The sequence below is a fragment of the Shigella sp. FC1567 genome (assembly GCF_001743015.1).
Taxonomy (GTDB): domain Bacteria; phylum Pseudomonadota; class Gammaproteobacteria; order Enterobacterales; family Enterobacteriaceae; genus Escherichia; species Escherichia coli.
In genome coordinates this window covers 1-24,935 of the sequence record NZ_MIIV01000466.1, presented here as the reverse complement: position 1 = coordinate 24,935, position 24,935 = coordinate 1, and the positions used below count along the sequence as shown (strand labels likewise).

20 protein-coding genes and 3 pseudogenes are annotated in these 24,935 nt (G+C 50.3%); 4 read left to right on the top strand and 19 right to left on the bottom strand.

Translation table 11 applies throughout. The features are described 5' to 3' along the window. The 3 genes and pseudogenes from BHE85_RS20185 to yddG all read right to left on the bottom strand — a co-directional run. Positions 1 to 165, bottom strand: a 165-nt coding sequence (locus tag BHE85_RS20185; protein ID WP_047664789.1) for an IS1 family transposase, incomplete at its 3' end; no start/stop codon positions are given. 121 nt (positions 166 to 286) lie between these two features. After that, positions 287 to 562, bottom strand: a pseudogene (locus BHE85_RS20180) (porin); the annotation flags it as partial. 258 nt (positions 563 to 820) lie between these two features. Further along, positions 821 to 1,702 carry an aromatic amino acid efflux DMT transporter YddG gene (yddG, locus tag BHE85_RS20175; RefSeq protein WP_000198208.1) on the bottom strand — a complete coding sequence of 294 codons (882 nt, stop codon included), beginning with the start codon at positions 1,700 to 1,702 and terminating at the stop codon, positions 821 to 823. Between the two features lie 231 nt (positions 1,703 to 1,933). On the opposite strand from yddG, the gene fdnG reads away from it, so the two are divergent. The 3 genes from fdnG to fdnI are packed head-to-tail and all read left to right on the top strand — an operon-like array spanning position 1,934 to position 6,524. Then, positions 1,934 to 4,981 carry a formate dehydrogenase-N subunit alpha gene (gene fdnG / locus BHE85_RS20170; protein ID WP_011379208.1) on the top strand — a complete coding sequence of 1,016 codons (3,048 nt, stop codon included), beginning with the start codon at positions 1,934 to 1,936 and terminating at the stop codon, positions 4,979 to 4,981. A gap of 12 nt (positions 4,982 to 4,993) precedes the next feature. Next, a complete protein-coding gene (gene fdnH / locus BHE85_RS20165; RefSeq protein ID WP_001240582.1) occupies positions 4,994 to 5,878 on the top strand; it encodes a formate dehydrogenase N subunit beta in 885 nt (294 codons plus the stop codon). Beyond that, complete coding sequence (fdnI, locus tag BHE85_RS20160) at positions 5,871 to 6,524, top strand: formate dehydrogenase-N subunit gamma (RefSeq protein ID WP_000045655.1); 654 nt, start codon at positions 5,871 to 5,873, stop codon at positions 6,522 to 6,524. Before fdnH ends, fdnI begins: the two co-directional genes overlap by 8 nt. 50 nt (positions 6,525 to 6,574) lie before the next feature. Here fdnI and BHE85_RS20155 read toward each other — a convergent pair whose 3' ends face one another. From BHE85_RS20155 to bdm, 5 genes and pseudogenes are all read right to left on the bottom strand, one after another. After that, positions 6,575 to 6,859, bottom strand: a complete 285-nt coding sequence (locus BHE85_RS20155; RefSeq protein ID WP_000781370.1) for a HigA family addiction module antitoxin — start codon at positions 6,857 to 6,859, stop codon at positions 6,575 to 6,577. 145 nt (positions 6,860 to 7,004) lie between these two features. After that, positions 7,005 to 8,015, bottom strand: a pseudogene (gene adhP / locus BHE85_RS20150) (alcohol dehydrogenase AdhP). Between the two features lie 133 nt (positions 8,016 to 8,148). Beyond that, positions 8,149 to 9,846 (bottom strand): malate dehydrogenase, encoded by a 1,698-nt coding sequence (gene maeA / locus BHE85_RS20145; RefSeq protein WP_000433446.1) that lies wholly within the window; start codon positions 9,844 to 9,846, stop codon positions 8,149 to 8,151. Between the two features lie 156 nt (positions 9,847 to 10,002). Next, entirely contained in the window at positions 10,003 to 10,140 is a 138-nt protein-coding gene (gene sra, locus BHE85_RS20140) for a stationary-phase-induced ribosome-associated protein (RefSeq protein WP_000841554.1), read from the bottom strand. A 101-nt stretch (positions 10,141 to 10,241) separates the two neighbouring features. After that, on the bottom strand, positions 10,242 to 10,457 hold the full coding sequence (gene bdm / locus BHE85_RS20135) for a biofilm-dependent modulation protein (protein ID WP_000495766.1): 216 nt from the start codon (positions 10,455 to 10,457) through the stop codon (positions 10,242 to 10,244). A gap of 345 nt (positions 10,458 to 10,802) precedes the next feature. Between bdm and osmC the strand changes: the two genes are divergently transcribed. Then, positions 10,803 to 11,234, top strand: coding sequence for a peroxiredoxin OsmC (osmC, locus tag BHE85_RS20130; RefSeq protein WP_000152298.1), 432 nt, complete (start codon positions 10,803 to 10,805; stop codon positions 11,232 to 11,234). A 55-nt stretch (positions 11,235 to 11,289) separates the two neighbouring features. On the opposite strand, the gene BHE85_RS20125 is transcribed toward osmC, so the two are convergent. The 11 genes and pseudogenes from BHE85_RS20125 to BHE85_RS27815 form a co-directional block, all read right to left on the bottom strand. Beyond that, entirely contained in the window at positions 11,290 to 12,216 is a 927-nt protein-coding gene (locus tag BHE85_RS20125; RefSeq protein ID WP_001285567.1) for an oligopeptide/dipeptide ABC transporter ATP-binding protein, read from the bottom strand. Further along, positions 12,209 to 13,195, bottom strand: a complete 987-nt coding sequence (locus BHE85_RS20120; protein WP_039064134.1) for an ABC transporter ATP-binding protein — start codon at positions 13,193 to 13,195, stop codon at positions 12,209 to 12,211. Before BHE85_RS20120 ends, BHE85_RS20125 begins: the two co-directional genes overlap by 8 nt. Continuing rightward, positions 13,192 to 14,088 (bottom strand): D,D-dipeptide ABC transporter permease, encoded by an 897-nt coding sequence (gene ddpC / locus BHE85_RS20115; protein ID WP_000979596.1) that lies wholly within the window; start codon positions 14,086 to 14,088, stop codon positions 13,192 to 13,194. Before ddpC ends, BHE85_RS20120 begins: the two co-directional genes overlap by 4 nt. Continuing rightward, positions 14,085 to 15,107, bottom strand: coding sequence for an ABC transporter permease (locus BHE85_RS20110; protein WP_000145086.1), 1,023 nt, complete (start codon positions 15,105 to 15,107; stop codon positions 14,085 to 14,087). The genes ddpC and BHE85_RS20110 overlap by 4 nt, the downstream gene beginning before the upstream one ends. A 1-nt stretch (position 15,108) precedes the next feature. Then, positions 15,109 to 16,659: an ABC transporter substrate-binding protein gene (locus tag BHE85_RS20105; RefSeq protein ID WP_000830522.1), complete on the bottom strand. Its 1,551-nt coding sequence runs from the start codon at positions 16,657 to 16,659 to the stop codon at positions 15,109 to 15,111. A 13-nt stretch (positions 16,660 to 16,672) separates the two neighbouring features. After that, on the bottom strand, positions 16,673 to 17,254 hold the full coding sequence (gene ddpX, locus BHE85_RS20100; RefSeq protein ID WP_001285834.1) for a D-alanyl-D-alanine dipeptidase: 582 nt from the start codon (positions 17,252 to 17,254) through the stop codon (positions 16,673 to 16,675). Positions 17,255 to 17,511: 257 nt separating this feature from the next. Continuing rightward, positions 17,512 to 19,911, bottom strand: a complete 2,400-nt coding sequence (gene dosP, locus BHE85_RS20095; protein WP_073692066.1) for an oxygen-sensing cyclic-di-GMP phosphodiesterase DosP — start codon at positions 19,909 to 19,911, stop codon at positions 17,512 to 17,514. A 24-nt stretch (positions 19,912 to 19,935) separates the two neighbouring features. Further along, positions 19,936 to 21,317: pseudogene (gene dosC, locus BHE85_RS20090) on the bottom strand (diguanylate cyclase DosC). Between the two features lie 371 nt (positions 21,318 to 21,688). Further along, entirely contained in the window at positions 21,689 to 23,008 is a 1,320-nt protein-coding gene (locus BHE85_RS20085) for a family 10 glycosylhydrolase (RefSeq protein ID WP_000350400.1), read from the bottom strand. 130 nt (positions 23,009 to 23,138) lie between these two features. Further along, positions 23,139 to 24,674: an acid resistance gamma-aminobutyrate antiporter GadC gene (gene gadC, locus BHE85_RS20080; protein WP_000246019.1), complete on the bottom strand. Its 1,536-nt coding sequence runs from the start codon at positions 24,672 to 24,674 to the stop codon at positions 23,139 to 23,141. A 155-nt stretch (positions 24,675 to 24,829) separates the two neighbouring features. Then, a partial coding sequence (locus BHE85_RS27815; protein WP_000385218.1) for a hypothetical protein occupies positions 24,830 to 24,935 on the bottom strand: 106 nt, incomplete at its 5' end.

The following is a 24,935-nucleotide window of genomic DNA, read 5'->3' as shown; positions in this document are numbered from 1 at the left end:
TTTCTGGTGCGTACCGGGCTGAGAGGCGGTGTAAGTGAACTGTAGTTGCCATGTTTTACGGCAATGAGAGCAGAGATAGCGCTGATGTCCGGCAGTGCTTTTGCCGTTACGCACCACGCCTTCAGTAGCTGAGCAGGAAGGACATCTGATGGAAATGGAAGCCACGCAAGCACCTTAAAATCACCATCATACACTAAATCAGTAAGTTGGCAGCATTACCGATTGTGTAATATAAGGTCAGTGATCATATTGTGATGGGCACTTAACTCAATCAGAGATTCTTGCCGCGCGAGCCGTTGGCTTCATCGTTATAGCCTTTAAAATCATATTCCCAGTGACCAAAACCAATCATTTGATCATTGATTTGCGTTTCTCCTTTAAAGCCGAGACGGGCATAAGTTTTATCACCATCGTCACGCTTATCATCAGTAAAATAACGTAGAGCGGTAACCTTGCCATAAAGGTCGAGTTTATTACCATCCTTGTTATAGACTTCGGCAGCGTGTGCTACGTTCGCAGCTAACAAACCAGTTACAACCACCGCAACTATTTTTAATTTCATTTAACAGAATCCTTTTAATTATCGTCAAACGTATTTTCTAAACGAATTTTAAACGGCGTCATTTATAAATGACATACTGTTTTTAAAATAGAATGGTGATTAAAAACAATGAGAAAAATAGATGAGATAATATTATTTATCGATATGTGATCGAAGTCGAAATGAGATATAAGGTGAATTACTGGTATTTGAAATTTATTTTTTAATATTGTCGGAATTTATCTGATTAATTGCCGGGCCGTAGACCCGGCAATTATTTTAACCACGACGTGTCGCCAGCCAGCAGAGCAGGGAACCGCCGCAGACCATTAGCGCGCCTTGCCAGAATGAGAACGACAGCGGGGCGCTGAGCAGCACGGCTGCAAGCGCTGAGGAAAGTACGGGCGTAAAATACGAGCCTACCGCCATTATGGTGACATTGCCATGCAATATACCGACATTCCATGCAGCATAAGCAAATCCTAAGGTAAATGCCGCAGAGATGAGTTTAATCATGACGGGCGTGCTAAATACCATTTCTGGTTGTTGCGTAAGAAAATAGTAAACCCACAGACTTGCTCCCGTTAGCAGGACAAAAACGGTAATTCCGTTAAATCCGCGTGCGTATTTATTCGTTACTGTGCAATAGGCTGCCCAGATAAACGCACCAATAAACGCCAGGAAATAACTCAATGGGCTGGTGGTGATATTATTGATGATTTCATCATAATGTAACCCATTCTCACCGCCTAACACCCAGCAGACGCCGACCAGGGCTAATAATAATCCTGGTACAATCAGCCAGTTGGTTTTCTGACCATTAAACAGAATGGCAAAGAGAATTGTCAGGCTGGGCCACAGATAGTTCACCATACCCGCTTCAATCGCCTGATGACGGGTCGCCGCATACCCTAAGGAAAGCGCCAGACAGATTTCATAGCTGACGAATAACAGACTCCCGGCGAGTAAATAGCCTTTCGGAATCTGCCGAATACGCGGAAATCCAACCGTGAAGATTAACAGCAGCCCGCTTAATGAATAGATAGCAGCTGCGCCGCCGACCGGGCCGAGCCCCTCGCTGACACCGCGAATCAATCCTACCATCGTGCTCCACAGGACGATCGCTATTAGCCCTATGAGCGTTGCTTTTTGTCGTGTCATGCTCGCTGTTTTGTCTCTCTTGCCGTTAAAAATTAAGCTGAATTTTATAGCATTTTTTTAACTGGCCTGTCAGGCAGTGGTGCGTTTTTCTACCGCTATTGAGGTAGGTCAATTTGCGCAGGCGGATTATTTTGTGGCAAACACGTGTTCTTTTTGATTTCGCGCAAAAAGATTCAGAATTTTACTGTTAGTTTCCTCGCGCAGTAATATCCCTGAAAAAAGAGGAAAGCAATGGACGTCAGTCGCAGACAATTTTTTAAAATCTGCGCGGGCGGTATGGCTGGAACAACGGTAGCGGCATTGGGCTTTGCCCCTAAGCAAGCACTGGCTCAGGCGCGAAACTACAAATTATTACGCGCTAAAGAGATCCGTAACACCTGCACATACTGTTCCGTAGGTTGCGGGCTATTGATGTATAGCCTGGGTGATGGCGCGAAAAACGCCAGAGAAGCGATTTATCACATTGAAGGTGACCCGGATCATCCGGTAAGCCGTGGTGCGCTGTGCCCAAAAGGGGCCGGTTTGCTGGATTACGTCAACAGCGAAAACCGTCTGCGCTACCCGGAATATCGTGCGCCAGGTTCTGACAAATGGCAGCGCATTAGCTGGGAAGAAGCATTCTCCCGTATTGCAAAGCTGATGAAAGCTGACCGTGACGCTAACTTTATTGAAAAGAACGAGCAGGGCGTAACGGTAAACCGTTGGCTTTCTACCGGTATGCTGTGTGCCTCCGGTGCCAGCAACGAAACCGGGATGCTGACACAGAAATTTGCCCGCTCCCTCGGGATGCTGGCGGTAGACAACCAGGCGCGCGTCTGACACGGACCAACGGTAGCAAGTCTTGCTCCAACATTTGGTCGCGGTGCGATGACCAACCACTGGGTGGATATCAAAAACGCTAACGTCGTAATGGTAATGGGCGGTAACGCTGCTGAAGCGCATCCCGTCGGTTTCCGCTGGGCGATGGAAGCGAAAAACAACAACGATGCAACCTTGATCGCTGTCGATCCTCGTTTTACGCGTACCGCTTCTGTGGCGGATATTTACGCACCTATTCGTTCCGGTACGGACATTACGTTCCTGTCTGGCGTTTTGCGCTACCTGATCGAAAACAACAAAATCAACGCCGAATACGTTAAACATTACACCAACGCCAGCCTGCTGGTGCGTGATGATTTTGCTTTCGAAGACGGCCTGTTCAGCGGCTACGACGCTGAAAAACGCCAGTATGATAAGTCGTCCTGGAACTATCAGTTCGATGAAAACGGCTATGCAAAACGCGATGAAACACTGACTCATCCGCGCTGTGTGTGGAACCTGCTGAAAGCGCACGTTTCCCGCTACACGCCGGACGTCGTTGAAAACATCTGCGGTACGCCAAAAGCCGACTTCCTGAAAGTGTGTGAAGTGCTGGCCTCCACCAGCGCACCGGATCGCACAACCACCTTCCTGTACGCGCTGGGCTGGACGCAGCACACCGTGGGTGCGCAGAACATCCGTACTATGGCGATGATCCAGTTGCTGCTCGGTAACATGGGTATGGCCGGTGGCGGCGTGAACGCATTGCGTGGTCACTCCAACATTCAGGGGCTGACTGACTTAGGTCTGCTCTCTACCAGCCTGCCAGGTTATCTGACGCTTCCGTCAGAAAAACAGGTTGATTTGCAGTCGTATCTGGAAGCGAACACGCCGAAAGCGACGCTGGCTGGTCAGGTGAACTACTGGAGCAACTATCCGAAGTTCTTCGTTAGCCTGATGAAATCTTTCTATGGCGATGCCGCGCAGAAAGAGAACAACTGGGGCTATGACTGGCTGCCGAAGTGGGACCAGACCTACGACGTCATCAAGTATTTCAACATGATGGACGAAGGCAAAGTCACCGGTTATTTCTGCCAGGGCTTTAACCCGGTTGCGTCCTTCCCGGACAAAAACAAAGTGGTGAGCTGCCTGAGCAAGCTGAAGTACATGGTGGTTATCGATCCGCTGGTGACTGAAACCTCTACCTTCTGGCAGAACCACGGCGAGTCGAACGATGTCGATCCGGCGTCTATTCAGACTGAAGTATTCCGTCTGCCTTCGACCTGCTTTGCCGAAGAAGATGGTTCTATCGCTAACTCCGGTCGCTGGTTGCAGTGGCACTGGAAAGGTCAGGACGCGCCGGGCGAAGCGCGTAACGACGGCGAAATTCTGGCGGGTATCTACCATCATCTGCGCGAGCTGTACCAGGCCGAAGGTGGTAAAGGCGTAGAACCGCTGATGAAGATGAGCTGGAACTACAAGCAGCCGCACGAACCGCAATCTGACGAAGTGGCTAAAGAGAACAACGGCTACGCGCTGGAAGATCTCTATGACGCTAATGGCGTGCTTATTGCGAAGAAAGGTCAGTTGCTGAGTAGCTTTGCGCATCTGCGTGATGACGGTACAACCGCATCTTCTTGCTGGATCTACACCGGTAGCTGGACAGAGCAGGGCAACCAGATGGCTAACCGCGATAACTCCGACCCGTCCGGTCTGGGGAATACGCTGGGATGGGCCTGGGCGTGGCCGCTCAACCGTCGCGTGCTGTACAACCGTGCTTCGGCGGATATCAACGGTAAACCGTGGGATCCGAAACGGATGCTGATCCAGTGGAACGGCAGCAAGTGGACGGGTAACGATATTCCTGACTTCGGCAATGCCGCACCGGGTACGCCAACCGGGCCGTTTATCATGCAGCCGGAAGGGATGGGACGCCTGTTTGCCATCAACAAAATGGCGGAAGGTCCGTTCCCGGAACACTACGAGCCGATTGAAACGCCGCTGGGCACTAACCCGCTGCATCCGAACGTGGTGTCTAACCCGGTTGTTCGTCTGTATGAACAAGACGCGCTGCGGATGGGTAAAAAAGAGCAGTTCCCGTATGTGGGTACGACCTATCGTCTGACCGAGCACTTCCACACCTGGACCAAGCACGCATTGCTCAACGCAATTGCTCAGCCGGAACAGTTTGTGGAAATCAGCGAAACGCTGGCGGCGGCGAAAGGCATTAATAATGGCGAGCGTGTCACTGTCTCCAGCAAGCGTGGCTTTATCCGCGCGGTGGCTGTGGTAACGCGTCGTCTGAAACCGCTGAATGTAAATGGTCAGCAGGTTGAAACGGTGGGTATTCCAATCCACTGGGGCTTTGAGGGTGTCGCGCGTAAAGGTTATATCGCTAACACTCTGACGCCGAATGTCGGTGATGCAAACTCGCAAACGCCGGAATATAAAGCGTTCTTAGTCAACATCGAGAAGGCGTAAGGGGGCGAACAGATGGCTATGGAAACGCAGGACATTATCAAAAGGTCCGCAACTAACTCCATCACGCCGCCTTCTCAGGTGCGTGATTACAAAGCAGAAGTCGCAAAACTTATCGACGTTTCCACCTGTATCGGCTGTAAAGCCTGTCAGGTGGCGTGTTCGGAGTGGAACGACATCCGTGATGAAGTGGGGCACTGCGTCGGGGTTTACGATAACCCCGCCGATCTGAGCGCCAAGTCCTGGACGGTGATGCGCTTTAGCGAAACCGAACAGAACGGCAAGCTGGAGTGGCTGATCCGTAAAGACGGCTGTATGCACTGTGAAGATCCCGGCTGCCTGAAGGCGTGCCCGTCTGCTGGTGCAATCATTCAGTACGCTAACGGGATTGTCGATTTCCAGTCGGAAAACTGCATCGGCTGTGGTTACTGCATTGCCGGGTGTCCGTTTAATATTCCGCGCCTCAACAAAGAGGATAACCGGGTATATAAATGCACGCTCTGCGTCGATCGCGTCAGCGTCGGCCAGGAACCGGCTTGTGTGAAAACCTGTCCGACCGGGGCTATCCACTTCGGCACCAAGAAGGAGATGCTGGAGCTGGCGGAACAGCGCGTGGCGAAACTGAAAGCGCGTGGTTACGAACATGCTGGCGTCTACAACCCGGAAGGGGTCGGTGGTACGCACGTTATGTACGTGCTGCATCACGCCGATCAGCCGGAGCTGTATCACGGTCTGCCGAAAGATCCGAAGATCGACACCTCGGTAAGCCTGTGGAAAGGCGCGTTGAAACCGCTGGCAGCGGCTGGCTTTATTGCCACTTTTGCCGGGTTGATTTTCCACTACATCGGTATTGGCCCGAATAAGGAAGTGGACGATGACGAGGAGGATCATCATGAGTAAGTCGAAAATGATTGTGCGCACCAAATTTATTGATCGCGTCTGTCACTGGACCGTGGTGATTTGCTTCTTCCTGGTGGCGCTGTCCGGGATTTCGTTCTTCTTCCCGACGCTGCAATGGCTGACGCAAACCTTCGGTACGCCGCAGATGGGACGCATTTTGCACCCGTTCTTCGGCATTGCGATTTTCGTCGCGCTGATGTTTATGTTTGTGCGTTTTGTGCATCACAACATCCCGGATAAGAAAGATATTCCGTGGCTATTGAACATTGTCGAAGTATTAAAAGGCAATGAGCACAAAGTGGCGGATGTTGGTAAGTACAACGCCGGGCAAAAGATGATGTTCTGGTCGATCATGAGCATGATTTTCGTGCTGTTGGTGACCGGGGTGATTATCTGGCGTCCGTACTTTGCGCAGTACTTCCCGATGCAGGTTGTTCGCTACAGCCTGCTGATCCACGCGGCTGCCGGTATCATCCTGATCCACGCCATCCTGATCCATATGTATATGGCATTCTGGGTGAAAGGATCGATTAAAGGGATGATCGAAGGGAAGGTAAGCCGTCGCTGGGCGAAGAAACACCATCCGCGCTGGTATCGTGAAATCGAGAAGGCAGAAGCGAAAAAAGAGAGTGAAGAAGGGATATAATCTCTTTTGAACTTTAAGCTGAAAATGGCGCTTTAAGAAGCGCCATTTTTTTATTGCGTAACCAGACGGCGCAGTCGCGACACATCCACCGTTTTTTCAGCCTCTGCCAGACTCCAGGCGTTTTGCAGATTCAGCCACATTTGCGGCGAACTGCCGATCACCACGGAAAGTTTAATTGCCATTTCTGGCGTCAAAGCTGCTTTTCCGGTCAGCAATCGGCTTGCCGTTGAGGGCGCAATTTCCATTGCTCTGGCAAACTCGCGCAGGCTGACATTAAGTTCGTCCAGTGATTCCTGAATAATGTCCCCCGGGCGGGGATGATTGGCCATTTTCATTAGTGTCTTTACTCTCAGTAGCGTTCCTTCTCTGGGAACACTATCATTATTGTTCCTTCCTACGCAACAATAATCCATTTAGCCATTTCATGTTGGAGAGTGTGCGATGCTGCGACCCGAACATGGGAGTCGCAGCAAAGACCTCTTAGTGACGGAAATCAATCACCATACGGCCACGGATTTTGCCTTCTTCCATCTCGGTAAAGATGGTGTTGATGTCCGCTAACGGACGCAGGGCGACTTTCGGCACCACTTTGCCTTCGGCGGCAAACTGGAAGGCTTCGGTTAGATCCTGGCGCGTGCCGACCAGCGAACCGACCACTTCAATGCCATCCAGCACAAGACGTGGGATATCCAGGCTCATAGACTCCGGCGGCAGACCGACAGCCACAACACGACCGCCTGCACGGACAGCATCAACTGCCGAGTTAAACGCAGCTTTAGCTACTGCTGTTACCACCGCAGCGTGAGCGCCACCGGTTTTCTCCTGCACAATTTAGGCGGCGTCTTCGGTGCGTGAGTTAATCGCTAAATCTGCACCCATTTCGGTTGCCAGTTTTAACTGCTCATCATTGACATCAATGGCGATCACTTTGGCGTTAAAGACATTCTTCGCGTATTGCAGGGCGAGGTTACCCAGACCGCCAAGACCGTAGATAGCAATCCACTGACCGGGACGAATTTTTGACAGTTTAACGGCTTTGTAGGTGGTGACCCCCGCACAGGTAATGCTGCTGGCCGCCGCCGAGTCCAGACCATCTGGCACTTTTACCGCGTAATCGGCGACCACGATGCACTCTTCCGCCATCCCGCCATCAACGCTGTATCCGGCATTTTTAACTGAACGGCAGAGCGTTTCGTTACCACTGTTACAGTATTCGCAATGACCGCATCCTTCGTAAAACCACGCCACGCTGGCACGATCGCCTGGTTTTAATGAGGTGACACCTGGGCCAACTTCTGCCACCACACCGATGCCTTCATGGCCCAGAATTACCCCAGTTTTGTCACCAAAATCGCCATTCTTAACATGAAGATCGGTATGACATACACCACAACACTCCATTTTCAGCAGGGCTTCGCCATGTTTCAGTGAGCGCAGTGTTTTATCCGTAACGTCAACATGATGATCCTTCGTAACAACTGCAGCCTTCATAGTTCCTCCTTTTCGGATGATGTTCTGCATAGCAGGTGAGGCAAATGAGATTTATTCGCCACTACCCAGTATGGATGAGATCTGAAAAAGGGAGAGGGAAATAGCCCGGTAGCCTTCACTACCGGGCGCAGGCTTAGATGGAGGTACGGCGGTAGTCGCGGTATTCGGCTTGCCAGAAATTATCGTCAATGGCTTGTTGCAAAGCTTCAGCAGACGTTTTCACCGCCACGCCTTGCTGCTGCGCCATTTTGCCAACCGCAAACGCAATTGCGCGGGAGACTTTCTGAATATCTTTCAGTTCCGGTAGTACCAGACCTTCGCCGTTCAGCACCAGCGGCGAATACTGAGCAAGCGTTTCACTTGCTGACATCAGCATCTCATCGGTGATACGTGACGCGCCGGAAGCAATAACACCCAGCCCGATGCCAGGGAAAATAAAGGCGTTGTTACACTGGGCGATAGGGTAGATTTTATCTTTCCATACCACTGGATTAAACGGGCTGCCAGTGGCGACCAGCGCGTTACCTTCGGTCCAGGCGATAATGTCCTGCGGTGTGGCTTCCACGCGTGACGTCGGGTTAGACAGCGGCATCACGATCGGACGCGGACAGTGTTTATGCATCTCACGGATGATCTCTTCCGTAAACAGCCCGGTCTGTCCTGAGACGCCAATCAGAATATCTGGTTTTACATTGCGCACCACATCCAGCAGTGACAGCACATCGCTGTCGGTATCCCAGTCACTGAGGTTTTCGCGTTTCTGCACCAGTTTGGTCTGGAAAGGCAGCAGGTTCGGCATCTTGTCCGTCAGCAGGCCAAAGCGATCGACCATAAAGACTTTCTGCCGCGCCGCTTCCTCGCTTAATCCTTCGCGCTGGGTCTGGGCGATGATCATTTCGGCAATGCCGCATCCCGCTGAACCTGCACCAAGGAAGACGATTTTTTTCTCGCTTAACTGACCACCTGCCGCTCGGCTTGCTGCGATCAGTGTGCCGACTGTTACCGCCGCAGTGCCCTGAATGTCATCGTTAAAAGAACAAATTTCATTGCGATAGCGGTTAAGTAACGGCATCGCATTTTTTTGAGCAAAGTCTTCAAACTGCAACAGCACGTCTGGCCAGCGTTGTTTCACAGCCTGGATAAATTCATCAACGAATTCATAGTATTCGTCGTCAATGATACGCGGATTACGCCAGCCCATATACAGCGGATCGTTAAGCAGCTGTTGGTTGTTCGTTCCGACATCCAGCACCACCGGAAGGGTATACGCCGGGCTGATGCCGCCACAGGCGGTATAGAGCGACAGTTTACCGATCGGAATGCCCATCCCGCCGATGCCCTGGTCACCAAGCCCCAGAATACGTTCACCGTCAGTCACCACAATCACTTTGATATTATGGTTCGGTACGTTTTGCAGAATATCGTCCATATTGTGGCGGTTCTGGTAAGAGATAAACACGCCGCGTGAACGGCGGTAGATCTCAGAAAAACGCTCACAGGCTGCGCCGACGGTTGGGGTATAAATAACAGGCATCATCTCATCAAGATGATTGTTTACCAGACGGTAGAAGAGGGTTTCGTTGGTGTCCTGGATGTTACGCAGGTAGATGTGTTTGTCGATTTCGGTTTTGAATCCCTGATACTGGATCCATGCTCGTTCCGCTTGTTCTTCGATGGTTTCGACCACTTCCGGCAGTAACCCCAGCAGGTTGAAGTTACGGCGTTCTTCCATGCTGAAGGCACTGCCTTTATTCAACAACGGAAATTCCAGCAGTACAGGGCCAGCGTAAGGGATATAAAGCGAACGCTGTTTTTTTGTTTTTGGTTCCATGTCACTCACTCTTTTTTGAATATCCATCCCTGGCACGCTTTTATCGTCTTTGCTTTACCGCCAGGGCGTCGGCCCCAAGTATAAAGCAGATAAAAACAAAAACACCATTGCGCAGGCAATGGTGTTTAATCGTCATTGAGGACTGATGGTTATGAATTACTTTTCAGCGGGGCGTTTTCTGCCGGTTGGGTTATTTACCACGCTGGATTTGTCACCTTCGGTAACTATTTTGCGCTGGTTAGAAATTTTATGGTCCAGTCCAAGAATATGACGTGCCTGACGGTTCGATTTCATTTTAACTCCTCAATCCTGTTGCTAGTTTTAAGGACAACATCGCCGTAGCGAAGAAACACGTGCTAAACCCCTAAATTAGGTTGCCGATCAAGCATAGCACCTTAAAGCGTAGGGTGCTGGCCACTGACCACATAATTGATCGTTTGCTGGTAGATATCACTGAGGATGTCGTTATCAGAAGCTTCCACCCATTTGGTCAGCTCCATGAGAATGTCATCTTCAGTGACAACACCGTGCTCTGCCCGAAGGCCTTGCTCAATGGCATTAACCAGAGCGGGTTCTGCTGTTGAATTTTCTGCCTGATAATAAGTAAACATAGTGATTCTCCGTGTCTGTGTATTTATGGTGTCTGCTACGGATCGCAGATTTATAAAGCACATTCAGCATGGCAAATATTTGCCGCTTTGTTGTTAAGATTAGTCCTGGTTGATGATTTTTATATTTTAACCTCATGATATTGATAGGTATTATTATTGTGGTGAGTTGATTAATATTAATGCAATATCTCTTGGGTTATATATTCCCGGTTATCTATTGTGGAAATTTAATTTAAGTGCAGAAGTAATATTTCTGCCGGATTTTTATTCGGAATATCCTGCTTATCCTCGTGCTGTTTCTCACGTAGTCTATAATTTCCTTTTTAAGCCCACATGAGAGCAACAATGACAATCCATAAGAAAGGTCAGGCACACTGGGAAGGCGATATCAAACGCGGGAAGGGAACAGTATCCACCGAGAGTGGCGTGCTGAACCAACAGCCGTATGGATTTAACACGCGTTTTGAAGGCGAAAAAGGAACTAACCCTGAAGAACTGATTGGCGCAGCGCATGCCGCATGTTTCTCAATGGCGCTTTCATTCATGCTGGGGGAAGCGGGATTTACGCCAACATCGATTGATACCATCGCCGATGTGTCGCTGGATAAAGTGGATGCCGGTTTTGCGATTACGAAAATCGCACTGAAGAGTGAAGTTGCGGTGCCGGGTATTGATGCCTCTACCTTTGACGGCATCATCCAGAAAGCAAAAGCAGGATGCCCGGTCTCTCAGGTACTGAAAGCGGAAATTACGCTGGATTACCAGTTGAAATCGTAAAGCATTGCCGGATGACGTGTCAGGCGCGTGAATGCCTGATGCGTTGTTAGCATCTCTACAGCGCCCGCCAGCACCGGAGCTCACGTCCGTCCTCCCTTATTGCTAATGATTGCCGGACTTCACATCCGCTGGTTGCAAGGGGGCAACGTTCGTAGAAAAAACAGCCTTGCGGCAACGTGCGGTTTCCCGGCAGATCCGTTTTACGTAATGCCCATTCTTCCTCCAGCGGTTTATCAATGGCGGGGAGGGAATCCAGCAATAATCGGGTGTATGGATGTGCCGGAGCCGTTAGCACCTGTTGCGCGTCGCCCAGTTCTACAATCTGCCCGAGATACATCACCGCCACCCGATCGCTCATATGACGTATCACCGAGACATTGTGTGAAATCAGCACATAGGTCAGCCCGTGATTTTCCTGTAGCGTTACCAGTAAATTGAGGATCTGCGCCTGCACGGAGATATCCAGCGCAGAGGTTGGCTCATCAAGCACAATCACGTCAGGCTGCGAAGAGAGTGCTCTGGCAATGGCGATACGTTGCCGCTGCCCGCCGGAGAACGCATGAGGCAGGCGGTCGAGATACTCCGGACGAATACCCACCTGCACAGCCAGCTCCTCTACCAACGCTCGCCGCTGTTGTTCACTACTACGCTTAGCTATCCAGAGCGGTTCTGTGATGATGCGCCACACCGGTAAGCGCGGATTGAGCGAAGAGAGCGGGTCCTGAAACACCATCTGCATAATGCGTTGTGAGCCAGAACGGATGTACTGCCCGTGGCTCGGTTGCAGCATACCCATTAAAAGCTGTGCGAGGGTGCTTTTGCCGCAGCCTGACTCGCCGACGATCCCTAAGGTTTCACCACGGCGGATCTGTAAATCAATACCATTAATCGCATGAACATGTTCCGTAGTTTTACCAAGCCAGTTTTTACGGGCCGGGAAATTGATATGGACGCCGCGTAACGTTAATAACGTGTCAGACACTTATGACCTCCTGCTGCGGATACCAACAGGCGCAGCGCTGGTTGTTGTCACCACACGCTGTCAGCGCCGGGACGTTTTCACACTGTGCACCTGCCGCATAGCAACGATCGCGAAAAGCGCAGCCGTCAGGCAAATGGGTGAGGTTTGGTACCGTCCCTGGAATGGCGGGTAATAGCTGGCGTGGTACTCCATGTTCTGGTGCACATTGGAGCAAACCAATGGTATACGGATGCCGGGGATGATGGATAACGTCTGCCCTCACGCCGCTTTCAATTACGCTTCCGGCATACATCACGTAAACGCTATCGCACAGTTGCGACACCACGGCCATATCATGGCTGATGAACAGAACCGCAGTTCCACTGGCGCCGGCTTTATGTTTAAGCAAACGCAGTACCTGCAACTGCACCGTAACGTCCAGCGCCGTAGTCGGTTCGTCGGCAATAATCAATTGCGGCTCGCAGGAGAATGCCAGCGCAATCATTACCCGCTGGCGCATACCACCTGAAAGCTCAAACGGATAGCGCGACATAACTTCCACGGCATCCGGGATTTGCATCTCTTCCAGCAGGACAATCGCTTTAGCTCTGGCTTCCCGACGACTTATTGGTTGATGATGGCGGATCACGTCCATCATCTGAAGACCTATTCGACGTGTCGGATTGAGGGCGGTCATCGGTTCCTGAAAGATCATCGCCACTCGTGCGCCGCGCCACTGACGAAGCTGTTTTTCCCGAGCGTTAAGAACATCGTCTCCCAGCAGTGAAATCTGCCCCCGATGTACGCAATAACTGCCCGTCGGTAGCAGACGCATAATCAGCATTGCGGTGACTGATTTACCTGAGCCGGATTCTCCCACCAGACCGACAATTTCACCGCGGTTAATCTGCAAGGACACATTGTTGAGCGCGTGAACATCACCGTTAAAACCGGGGAAACTCAAATGCAGCTGTTGAATGTCCAGAACGGGCTGGGTCATGACTGCTTTCCTCCTGCTTTCGGGTCAAGCAGATCGCGAATACCATCACCAAAGAGATTAAACCCAACGGCGGTAAGCAAAATCGCTGCCCCTGGAAATGCGCAATACCACCACTGATCGAGTACATAGTTGCGACCATTCGCTACCATCGCGCCCCATTCAGCACTCGGTTGTTGAGCACCCAGGCCAATAAATCCCAACGTGGCGGCCATTAAAATCGCGCTACCGATATCCAGCGATGCCTGCACGATCAGCGGCGGCAGGGAGTTACGTAAAATATGCCAGCTGATCAGATGCCAACGCGACGCACCAAAGGTTTTCGCCGCCTGAACATAGGTATACTGGCGTACAACTAATGCTTGCCCCCGCGCCAGGCGCACATAAAAGGGAATTCGCACAATAGCAATCGCCAGCATGGCGTTAAATAAACTCGGCCCGAGAGCGGCAGCCAGTGCCATTGTCAGTACCAACGAAGGAATCGACAGCATAATGTCCATGATGCGCATGATGATGGCGTCTGCGCGTCCGCCAAGCACACCGGATAGACATCCGAGTAGCGAACCAATCATACCCGCAATGGCAACCACGACTAATCCGGCGAGAATTGATTGCTGACTGCCGACCAGTACGCGGCTGAACAGATCGCGTCCCACTTCATCGGTGCCAAACCAGTGCGCCGCAGAAGGCGGCAAAAGGCGGGCGGTTAAATCAATGGCGTTGGGATCATGCGTCGCAAGCCACGGTGAAAAAAACATCATCAATAGCATTAATACAATGATGACTGCGCCGGTCACGGTGAGCGGACTGCCTTTCAGCATCCATATCAGTTTTGCACCGTTAAATCGCGTTTGTTTTTGTGGGCGTACGGCGGACGTTTCCTCGCTTAGCATCATTCACCACCTCCACGTCCGATACGCGGATCAATCCACAAATAGAGCAAATCCACCACCAGGTTGACCAGCACATAAGCAAATGAAACCACGACGGCAAAGCCCATCACTGCCGGGAAGTCGAGCGCCTGTATTGATGTTACTACCCATGCACCCATTCCGGGCCAGGCAAAAACGGTTTCGGTGAGCACTGCGCCATACAACAAATCGCCCAGCGCCAGACCCAATACGGTAATCGATGGGATCAACGCATTGGGTAGCGCATAACATAAAACGATATACCAGCCGGGCAAGCCGCTGGCCCGGGCGGTACGAATGTAGTCTTCACTCAATTGTTCCAGCATCGCTGAGCGGATCTGGCGAGCGACAATTCCCAGGTGAACGAACGCCAGCGTTAATGCCGGTAAGATGAGATGTTGCAACGCATTGAAGAAGACTTCACCGTTGCCTTCAAGCAGCGCATCGAGCAGATAAAAGCCGGTAACGTGCGTTGGTGGATCCAGCCAGTCATCAAGCCTTCCGCCGCCGGGAAGAATTTGCAGATGACCATAAAACAGCACAATGACGCCCAGTCCAAGCCAAAACGCAGGTGTGGAGATTCCGGTAATGGCCATTATTCGCACCAGATGATCCAGCCAGCGATTTCGCCAGACTGCAGAGAGTATGCCCAGCGGGATGCCAATCAGGAGTGCCAGCAGCAGGGCACAAAAAGCCAGTTCCAGCGTCGCCGGGAAAAATATACGCAACTCTTCCAACACCGGACGCCCGGTACGAATGGATGTTCCCAGGTCACCATGAAACAGGTCGCTGACGTAGCGGTAAAACTGTACATACAGTGGCTGGTCCAGTCCCAGTTGCTGGCGAATATTTTCCACGATAGCATCGCTGGCGCGGTCACCCGCCAGTAACCGCGCCGGATCGCCAGGGATCAGATGCGAGATAATAAACGTAATCACGCAGACGCCCGCCATCACGAGCACCAGCCCCCAGCAGCGTTGGCGTAAAATACTCCAGAAGGTCACGTTATTTACTCATGGTATTGATATTGAAGACCTGTTCCAGCATGGGATTGAACACAAAGCCTTTCACCTCTTTGTTCATCGCCAGTTGGTAGTTTTTCTGGAACAGGTACACATAAGCAGCGTCATCAATGACGATTTTCTGTGCCTGCTGGTAGTCCCGGGTACGCTGCGTCTGGTCGGTGGTCGCAAGCGCATTGCGCAGTAACTTATCGACCTCACTGTTTTCATAGAACGAGCGGTTACCCGGCAGACCTTTTTTGTCTGACTCAAACCAGTAATTCATAAACATATACGGGTCGGCAAAATCCGGACTCCAGTTGCCAATCGCAATGTCGTAATCACCTTTACCCACTCTGTCGCGCATGGTGGCGTTCGCCAGCTTTTCCAGCTTCACATTGATGCCCAGCTTGTTGAGACTGGATTGTGTCGCCAGAGCAATAGGCTCCCAGTTCGGATCCTTATCGGAGTAGAGAAACGTCAGGCTGGTGGGTTTGCTCGTCACTTTATCCCATTCGGCTTTGGCTTTCGTTTCGTCATGGTTGTATTGCATTGCCGTCGCATCGTAGCCCCACATGCCTTCCGGAATCGGGCCGCGCATCTGTTTTCCGTTACCACTCAGAATGCCGTTAACCATGCCCTGATAATCGGTAGACCAGGAAATGGCCCGACGCAGATCCGCCTGATTAAGAGGCGCTTTGCTGTTATTCAGATACAGGTAGGTGACGCGCAGTGACGGATACTCTGCCACATTGACTTTGTTTTCCTGCTTCAGGGCGTTGAGTTGATCCACCGGCAGCGCATCGGCAATGTCAATATCACCACGGGAGAGCTGCAGGCGACGGGAGGCACTTTCACCAATAATTTTTACCGATACTCGCTTAAAGTTCGGTTTATTGCCAGGGTAATGCGGATTTGGCACCAGAACTAATTGCTGACCTTTTTGCCAGCTTTTCAGCATAAATGGTCCGGAACCGGCGGTATTTTGCGCGAGGAAGCCGCGGGCATCATCCGCTGCATGTTCCTTTAACACCGCCGGATTGATAATGGATGCACCGTCATTCGCCAGCGTGTAGAGGAACGGTGCGAATGGCTGGCTAAGGGTAAACTTCACCGTATGTTCGTCGGGAGCATCAATCTTTAAATCTTTGGGAAATGCTTCTGCTGGCCCCTGGCCGATTTTTAGTAGCCGCTCAAAAGAGAGTTTTACTGCTTCGGCAGTGACCGGTGTGCCATCGGCAAATTTAGCATTGTCCTTCAGGGTGAACGTCCACTCTTTTTGATCGTCAGACGCTTTCCAGCTACTTGCCAGATCGCCTTCAACGTCGGTTGAGCCTTTATCACCGTCCGTTTTGTACTGAACCAGCCGCTGATAAGACGGGTAGGTCACCGTCCAGTCGTTATTATCTATTGTTACCGCCGGGGCGAGGGTTTGTGGATCGGCGGCCTTACCAATCACCAGCATATCTTTCGGTACGGCGGCGTGCGCAACCGGGAAAGTTGTGGCAAGGACGAGCGCGAGCAATGTAGGACGAAACGGTATCGATCTCTTCATGACAGTTTCCTGATTAACTGACGTGCTGTGTGCCAGGGGATATAAAACAGGTGAATTGATCAGCGAGCAGTGGGTAACTCGCTGCCTGGGGTAATTCGAAGTGCCACCATTCGCTGGAGATACCGACAAAACCGCCACCAGTCATAATCGCATTCAGCAACAGCCGATTGCGCTGAGCGGCGGGCGGGACGGAAGGGTGATAGGCATGGGAGCGCTCGTGCATTTCATCGAACCCTGCGCCCATATCGAGGATGTTCCCGTGCTCATCACGAAGCGTCAGGTCGATCGCCGTGCCACGGCTGTGATTAGAACCGACCGTCACATCAACAACATATTGCGGGTCTGGGCAGGCTTGCCACAACATCGCCTGTGCTTGTTGTGGGCGATACGCATCGTAAATCACCAGTTGTAAGCCTGACAGCTGGGCGATACTGATACTTTTCGCCAGCGCGGTAATCGCATCCTTGTGTAGCAGACAACGCGCTTGCTGATAAATAGCTTTACCTGTGATGTTATCAGCGCAGGCGTATTTCAATTCGATCTCCAGATCAGGGAAGATTACGGCTAAATCAACCAGTTCGGTGGTATCCGACATAAACGGTTCCTGTATAAGACAAAAATTGCTGCGCTTTCCGCTTATGCAGATCTCATGCCATGCCGGGATAAGCGCCAGAATGCTGGCTTAAAGTTATATTTTTTAACTTTTGATCAACATTTGTGCAGCGTAGTGCAGTTTTGGTGCAAGAGGGGAAGTTAAGGAAGGAATCTCCCGGAATCGTAGATGAAATCACAGTATTTAAGTGACGGTGTCACGTTAAATGAAAACCCGCGAGTGCGGGCGAGAGGAATTTGTCAGATTTTCAGCGGTAACACGCTGCTCATCCAGCCTGGAATTTCTTCGGCGGGTAGGGGGCGGGAAAAGAAATATCCCTGAATAACGCGACAGTGGATCTTGCGTAGCATCTCAAATTGCTCTTTGGTTTCGACGCCTTCCGCCACGACGGTTAAATTGAGGCTTTGCCCAATGCTGGTAATGGCTTCAAGTAAGGCAAGGATGCGTTTTTCGGTCAGACAACGATCGACAAAACTTTTGTCAATTTTGATTTCCGTTACCGGAAGACTGACTAAGCGGGATAATCCGGAAAAGCCCGTACCAAAATCATCTACCGATAAGCCCACGCCCATATCACGCAGGATCTGAATGCGCTTAAAGATTTCGGTATCGTGTTCCATCATCATGCTTTCCGTGATTTCTACCGTCAGCTGGTGGCCGTCAATACCCCAGGCGTGCATTGCATCAGACACCTGATTAGGCAGTTGATTACTGCGAAAGTGCAGTGCCGACAAGTTAACGGAAAGCGCCGGGATATGAATATTCTGGCTACGCCATTCTGCTAACTGACGGCAAGCTTCCGCGATGACCCAGCGCCCAATATTTTCGATTTCACCAATCTCTTCTGCGAGAGGAATAAACCGTGAAGGGGGCACATGACCATGCTGGGGATCGTGCCAGCGCGCAAGGGCTTCGATGCCGTACAGTTCACCCGTTTCTGCGAAGATTTGCGGCTGGTAAACAAGTTTCAGTTGGTTATTGCTAATCGCTTCTTTCAGCGCTGCGCCTAAAACCAAACGCTCTTTTACCATTTCGTTCATCGCCGGGCTGAAGAACTGCCAGCCGTTACCGCCATTCTTGCGAATATAATCTATTGCATTGTGAGCAGTGGAGAGTAGGTAATCGTGGTTTTTACCCACGTCGTAGCTGATGCCAATACTCAAGGTAAGCGGGAATGGTTTATCGTCAATCATTATCGGCTTGCTGACCACATTCCGTAGCTCATCGGCGATCTGGGTAATGTTACTGACGTCGTTTTCCAGGCTCACGAGGACAAACTGCGTACCTTCGATACGACAGAGATACTGATCCGGTTTGAGTTTTCCACGAAAGCGATTGACCACTTCCAGCAATGCCTGATCGGCCCACGCATAGCCAAGGCTATCAATCACATCCTGAATATGGTCAACACCGATGAGATACACCACCGGAGAGACGGCTTTGTCGACCAGGTCATCGAGGTAATTGTGCTGGTTATTGCGATTTGGCAGACCGGTCATCGGATCAAATTGGATGAGTTGTTCAATATGCTGGCGGCTTTTTTCCTGTTCCAGCGCCAGCGCGGCCATATGCTGACTGATATCTGCCACGCGTTCGATAAAGGCGCTGGTTTCTGCTCCTGACGAGGTTTTAATTTGCAGGATCCCCGCAGGCGCGCCATCACGCTGACGAATGGTCGCTGACCAGCTTTGCGCATTTTGAACTTCTGCACCGTGCGAAGATGACGCCCAGTGTATCGGCATCCCGTTGCGCAGTGCGAACAGCGAAACATGCGATTCGTTGAGAACAGATTCGATGTTACGACAAATGATTTCCCCCATTTCATGAAATGGCGGGCTGCTGCACATGGCGGCGAGAATATTGCCTTCAAGCTGGCGGATTTGCCGTTCTTCGGTGATATCCGAGAAAGTCATTACCAGGTTCTGCAGATGCGCGAGCACGTCATAAACCGGGCTGATAGAGGCTTTAATCCAGATTTTTTCACCGGTGCGCGTCAACAGCAGAAATTCGTCCTGATCGCGGGCGGTTTTCCATAGCAACTGTTGTAAACGAATGCGGTTATCGGCAGGGAATTCAGGAATGTTCAGGAGTGTATCGGGCTGCATACCGCTGGCTTCGCTAATGCAGTAACCAAACATTTCGGTAAATGCGCGATTGCACTGCACAATATGGCGTTCCGGATCGAGGACAATCACCGGTCGGTCGAGATGGTCAACGGCAATAATCAATTGTCGGGTCTGTTCTTTTTGCGCCATTTCTACGCTGGCATCCCGTACCAGCGCCAGGTAATAAACTTTCCCCTCGGCGCTCACTTTCGATAGCGCAAAACGGGTCCAGATTTTACTGCCGTCTTTTTTCTCCAGCTGCAGCTCCCGACTCATCCCCTCGACGCGCGCTTTACCACCTTCACGGTTATGACGAATGTATTCAGGATGCGCAGGACGCAAATCCCGCGGAATCAGCATATCAATGTTATTGCCAATGACTTCTTCACGTTTGTACCCCCAGAGCTTCTCTGCGGCGGGGTTGAAAAACATCACTTCATCATTTTCGTTAATTAACACCGCGCCCATCATATTTTGTTCAAGGGCGGGGAAAAAAATGCCATCGGCGGCATTTTCCGCATCGGTTAGCTTCATGATTACCTCTGCATCCTGGCGCATCTAAAGACTGGCTTTCCAGAGTTCAACACGGTTTCTACCTCGTCTTTTGGCGATATACAGAGCTTCATCGGCTATTTGAATGAGGCGCTCATAGTCAGGATGACCATTAAACATGGCGGCACCGATGGAAAGTGAGAGGGCAATATCCTCGCCGTTTGCGGCTTTCAGTTTGGTTTTCTCCACCCGACTGCGAATACGTTCTGCGGTACGTAACGTTTCGTTTTCAGAAGCTTCAGTCAAAACAATGATAAATTCATCGCCCCCGTAGCGAAAAACATAATCACTACTGCGGACGTTGTCATAAAAGGCCTGAGAGACTTTACGCAGAATTTCATCGCCAGTGTTATGGCCCCACGTATCGTTGATCTCTTTGAATTTATCAACGTCAATAATCAGCACTGACAGCGGTGTACCGGTCCGGTTGGCATGGGCAATTTCGCGTTTGAAGATAGTCGGCAGGAAGCGGCGGTTAAGTAATTTCGTCAGTACATCCATACCGACTTCGTGGCGCGATACTTCTTCAAACAATTCACGCAGCAAGGTAATAATTTGCGATACAGTATTTCTTATCTGTAATAAAAATTTCACCCGCAGACTTCTGTTATTCAAATTCCTGGTGTTACGCATGGTTTGATTGAATATACCGTCGAAATCCTGAATCAGACGGGAGATATGCCTACTTCGGCAATGCCACTAAAATAATGTCGACCTTTATGGTTAAACCACAGGCCAAAATCAGCCTGGCTTAAAGGCAAACTACTGCCTAAATCAGAATCCAGCAGGATTTTATAGATAATATCTATTTCCCATGAAAGTATTGAGGCTATTTGCCGTTCTTTTTCTTCTTCGGCGTTTTCTAGTAACGAGAAGATACGATAGTTTTCATCTTCCTTTGAGGCACTACTGTCACTAAAGGTAAACGCGCGGGTCATCACTTCCATAGCGATATCAATACTGTTAATCGAGAAATGGTAGACCTGAAGTTTTTCTGCGGCAGAATAATCCGAAGAGAAGATTACCGGATAGAGGATTTTTTTCAGCACCCGAAACCCCATCTCGACAATTTCTACCGGAATTCCTATGCGGGCATGCACTTCCGCGACGGTATGCTGGATTTGTATTAGCCTTTCGACATCGTCAACCTGGGCAGAAAGCACGTTAATAATCCAGCGTTCCATCGCACTTTTCAACTGCCGCTCAACTTGTTCATTACTCAAGAATTCTTCGGCATGCGGGTCGATGCGGACAATTCGATAAAACTCGATACTCAGATAATGAGCATGCGCAACGGCAATTTCCGCGGCTTTAGCACGAATGAGTGGATCTGCCTGTTCGACAAGTCCGGTCCACTCATCTTTCATTCTTTTAAAATACATCTCCATAATTCACACCCTTATAAGGCTGGGAAATCAGACGGAATCAAAACGCAACGTGCGAGATCGACTAACTGCACCATATTCTCCTGAAATATGAAGATATACTGAAAAGAAATAAGCGACTTAGGACAGTTTCAATCTACGCTACTGTTCTTCAGAAGAGTATAGCCCATCGTAATTATTTTTCGGTGACAGCGAATATCGTATGGTTTTTCATATTCATACATTTTTATTAGGGATTTATAGCTGTTTAACTAAGTGTGGTTAATTGCGTGGTTAATTTGACTTATGTAAGCATGATTACTAGTGGGATATTTCACAAGGTGTAACAAGCCGGTGGGTAAAGCACCGGCTTGTTACAAAGTAAGCATGGGAGTTTAACTGCCCCAACGACTTTGCAGATAGCTGACCGCTTGTTGAGTCTGCGGTTTATTCAGATAGTCCTCACGGAACAAGATGGTGCCGCTAATTTCTGGTACCGCATCGTTAAGATCGAGCTGCTTTTTCAGTTCCGGTACGCCGCCGTTAATCATCCAGTCTGGCTCTATCTTTGAAGGTTCACCCACTTTATAGAAGGCGATACCGATATACAGGCGGGTCCTGGTCGGTTTAACGACATCCGCCCACCATTTTGCCAACACGTCATAACGCGCGGCACTCCGTGAGAACGGCCAGTAAATTTGGGGAGCAATGTAATCCAGCAATCCTTGTTCCACCCATCGACGGGTGTCAGCGTAGGATTCGTCATAGGCTGCCGCGCCTCGGGTATCGGAACCGAGCGGATCGTGTGATCGGTTACGCCACACGCCTGCCGGGCTAACGCCAAATTCGACTCCCGGCTTAATGCTTTTAATGGTGTGCGATACTTTTGTAATTAACTGCTGAGTATTGTTGCGCCGCCAGTCTGCTTTTGACGCAAATGCGCCTCCGTATTTACGGTACGTTTCGTTATCATTTAGCCGTGAACCCGGTGACTCCGTATAGAAATAGTCGTCAAACTGCACGCCATCTACCGGATAGCGGGAAACCACTTCGGCGACTATTGATGTGATCCAGTCCTGAACCTCAGGGATGCCCGGGTCGAGGACAAAGCGATCGCCAGACGTTCTGATCCAGTCACGGTGTTGCACATAGACGCTCGCCGGTTGTTGAGACAGAGTGCTATTCAGTTCCCTGATAGTACCGGGCTTCGTATTAACCGATACGCGATAGGGGTTAAACCAGGCGTGTACTTTCATCCCACGCTTGTGGGCTTCGTCGAGCATAAATTGCAGCGGATCGTAACCCGGATTTTCACCAATCTTACCGGTCATAAGATCGGACCACGGCAAAATTTTTGATGGCCACAGGGCGGTACCGTCCGGCTTGACCTGGAAAAAGACCGTGTTTATACCGAGACGTTGCAGATGATCCAGTTTGTCGATCATCGCCTGTTGTTGTACACGGGCCCGGCTGGTGGGGTTACTAATGTTAACCGAGGAAACCGGTGGCCAGTCGAGGCGAGACACCGTGGCCAGCCAGATGCCACGCATCGGTTGTGACGATTGTTGCGTCGTGGCTGGTGGCTTTGAACCTGCTGGTGGTGTCACCATGGACTCTGGAGGCGTGCTTTTACAACTACACAGTAAAAGTGCCAGTGCAACCAGTATCGCTGGTCTTCTAATCGTTAATTTCTTGTTTCGGGAGCAGATATCCATATGTGCTGGTTTCCGGTAAACAGATGTGCGCTCATTCTCGTACTTATCCCGGTTAAGTCAATACGACAGCAAGCACGAAAAAGGGAGCGATGAATTATCGCTCCCTTGTCTTATAACCATTCAGACATGGTTAGTGTTTCTTGTCATTCATCACAATATAGTGTGGTGAACGTGCACGCGGGTGCAGGAAGAAGTGACCTTTTGGTGCGTTCTGACTGTTGATTGGCTCCAGAGTGACGCCGGTATTCGCTTTGCCTTTACGATCATGAACAGCATAGAGAATAAAGGGCAGGGCAAGTACCACCAGGAAACTAACGACCAGTAATTCAACATACATATCGGTAGAGTCACCCTGGATGTTATCCGGCGGCAGGAAGGAAACAATAAACGCCATAATTGAAGTCAGCAGACCGACAATTGCCACGACCAGTTTCACCCCTTTACCACCAGGGATATTAAATGTGCGTTTTAAGTCAGGATGTTTAAGAACCAACACAATGTAGCCAATAAACAGCATGAAATAAGCACACAGATAAATCACCACCGTCAGCGCCAGTGCGATCAGGAAGGACATGTTGTTACCGCCACCGGTATTGGTGAGGATGATCAACGCGATAGAAGTAATCACCAGCTGCGAAATGACCAGCGTTACCGGTACGCCATTTTTGTTCATTTTAGCGAATGCCGCTGGCAGCAGGTTTTTCTGCGCTGTGACATACATCCCGCGAGAAGGACCAACAATCCAGGAGGCGATTTCCGCCAGAACACCCAGCAACAGCAGTGCGGAGATCACGCGAACCGTCCACTCAATTTCCGGTGCCACATGGGACATCAGAACGGTAAAGGTTTGCATTACCCCTGCGGAGAGGTTGATTTCATTACCCGGAATGACCATCGCAATAGATAAACCGCCAACAGAGCTTAAGCAGATTGCCGCCACCATCAGCAGTAACATAGCCAGTGGATAGTCGCGCCCGGGGTTGCTCATTTCATTGACGTGAGTTGCGGAAGCTTCTACGCCCATATAACTCAAAATGAAGGCAACAAATACAACCAGTGTGCCCACTTTAGAGAAGTCAGGGAAGAAGGTCTTCGAATCCATTTCGATAGCAACGGGGGCACCGGAGTGCAGATAAATAGCCGCTAATGCGATCAAAATAAATGCAGGTAACAGGATACCGGCGAAGAAGCCAACTTTAGCAATTCGCGCCGTGTATTTCGTGCCACCAAACTGCGTTAATGCCAGCGCCCAAAGAATGATGAGTGCTGCAATAGTTTTGGTAATGGGGTCTTCATTCAGCGCTGGCCATTTCAGGATGTAGGAGAGTGCCCCTAACACGAAATAGAGCATCGGAATAAAACCAATGGCGATTTGCAGATAGCCAAATGAGATCGCTGCAAATCCCCATCTCGGCCCCAGAGTATTTGATACCCAGGCGAAGACACCACCTTCTTCCCAGCCGTCGACGGTGGCCATTTCCGCAGCACAAAGTCCCACGGGAATAAACCATAAAATCCCGCCTAATAGCAGGAAGAAGACTAATGAAAAGCCCGATGTTGCGAAGGTAGGGTATTCATAAACAGCCATTACCATCGATGCCGTTATGGCAAAGAATCCGAGTAATGTGAGCTGCTTAGCTTTACCTGTCTGTACTGATGTAGCCATATTATCCCCCTAAAACGGTATTCCTGTCGGAACCGCACCTGTTTTGTTCTGAAGCGTATTCAGAACAATATTTTCCGTTGCTAATGCCAGTGAACAGACTTTGGAAATTGTCCCGAAACGGGTTCGTTTCGGGACACCGTTACCGTTAAACGTTATCAGGTATGTTTAAAGCTGTTCTGCTGGGCAATACCCTGCAGTTTCGGGTGATCGCTGAGATATTTCAGGGAGGCTTTGTAGTCTTCCAGCAACAGTTCAGCAAAG

Bases quoted from the DNA above. Each gene is read 5' to 3' on its own strand.
- BHE85_RS20120 (WP_039064134.1), bottom strand. From the start codon at position 13,195: ATGACCCAGCCCGTTCTGGACATTCAACAGCTGCATTTGAGTTTCCCC.
- gadC (WP_000246019.1), bottom strand. From the start codon at position 24,674: ATGGCTACATCAGTACAGACAGGTAAAGCTAAGCAGCTCACATTACTC.
- sra (WP_000841554.1), bottom strand. From the start codon at position 10,140: ATGAAATCGAACCGTCAGGCACGTCATATTCTTGGACTGGACCATAAA.
- dosP (WP_073692066.1), bottom strand. From the start codon at position 19,911: ATGAAGCTAACCGATGCGGAAAATGCCGCCGATGGCATTTTTTTCCCC.
- fdnI (WP_000045655.1), top strand. From the start codon at position 5,871: ATGAGTAAGTCGAAAATGATTGTGCGCACCAAATTTATTGATCGCGTC.
- maeA (WP_000433446.1), bottom strand. From the start codon at position 9,846: ATGGAACCAAAAACAAAAAAACAGCGTTCGCTTTATATCCCTTACGCT.
- BHE85_RS20105 (WP_000830522.1), bottom strand. From the start codon at position 16,659: ATGAAGAGATCGATACCGTTTCGTCCTACATTGCTCGCGCTCGTCCTT.
- yddG (WP_000198208.1), bottom strand. From the start codon at position 1,702: ATGACACGACAAAAAGCAACGCTCATAGGGCTAATAGCGATCGTCCTG.
- osmC (WP_000152298.1), top strand. From the start codon at position 10,803: ATGACAATCCATAAGAAAGGTCAGGCACACTGGGAAGGCGATATCAAA.
- BHE85_RS20155 (WP_000781370.1), bottom strand. From the start codon at position 6,859: ATGAAAATGGCCAATCATCCCCGCCCGGGGGACATTATTCAGGAATCA.
- ddpC (WP_000979596.1), bottom strand. From the start codon at position 14,088: ATGATGCTAAGCGAGGAAACGTCCGCCGTACGCCCACAAAAACAAACG.
- ddpX (WP_001285834.1), bottom strand. From the start codon at position 17,254: ATGTCGGATACCACCGAACTGGTTGATTTAGCCGTAATCTTCCCTGAT.
- fdnH (WP_001240582.1), top strand. From the start codon at position 4,994: ATGGCTATGGAAACGCAGGACATTATCAAAAGGTCCGCAACTAACTCC.
- bdm (WP_000495766.1), bottom strand. From the start codon at position 10,457: ATGTTTACTTATTATCAGGCAGAAAATTCAACAGCAGAACCCGCTCTG.
- BHE85_RS20085 (WP_000350400.1), bottom strand. From the start codon at position 23,008: ATGGATATCTGCTCCCGAAACAAGAAATTAACGATTAGAAGACCAGCG.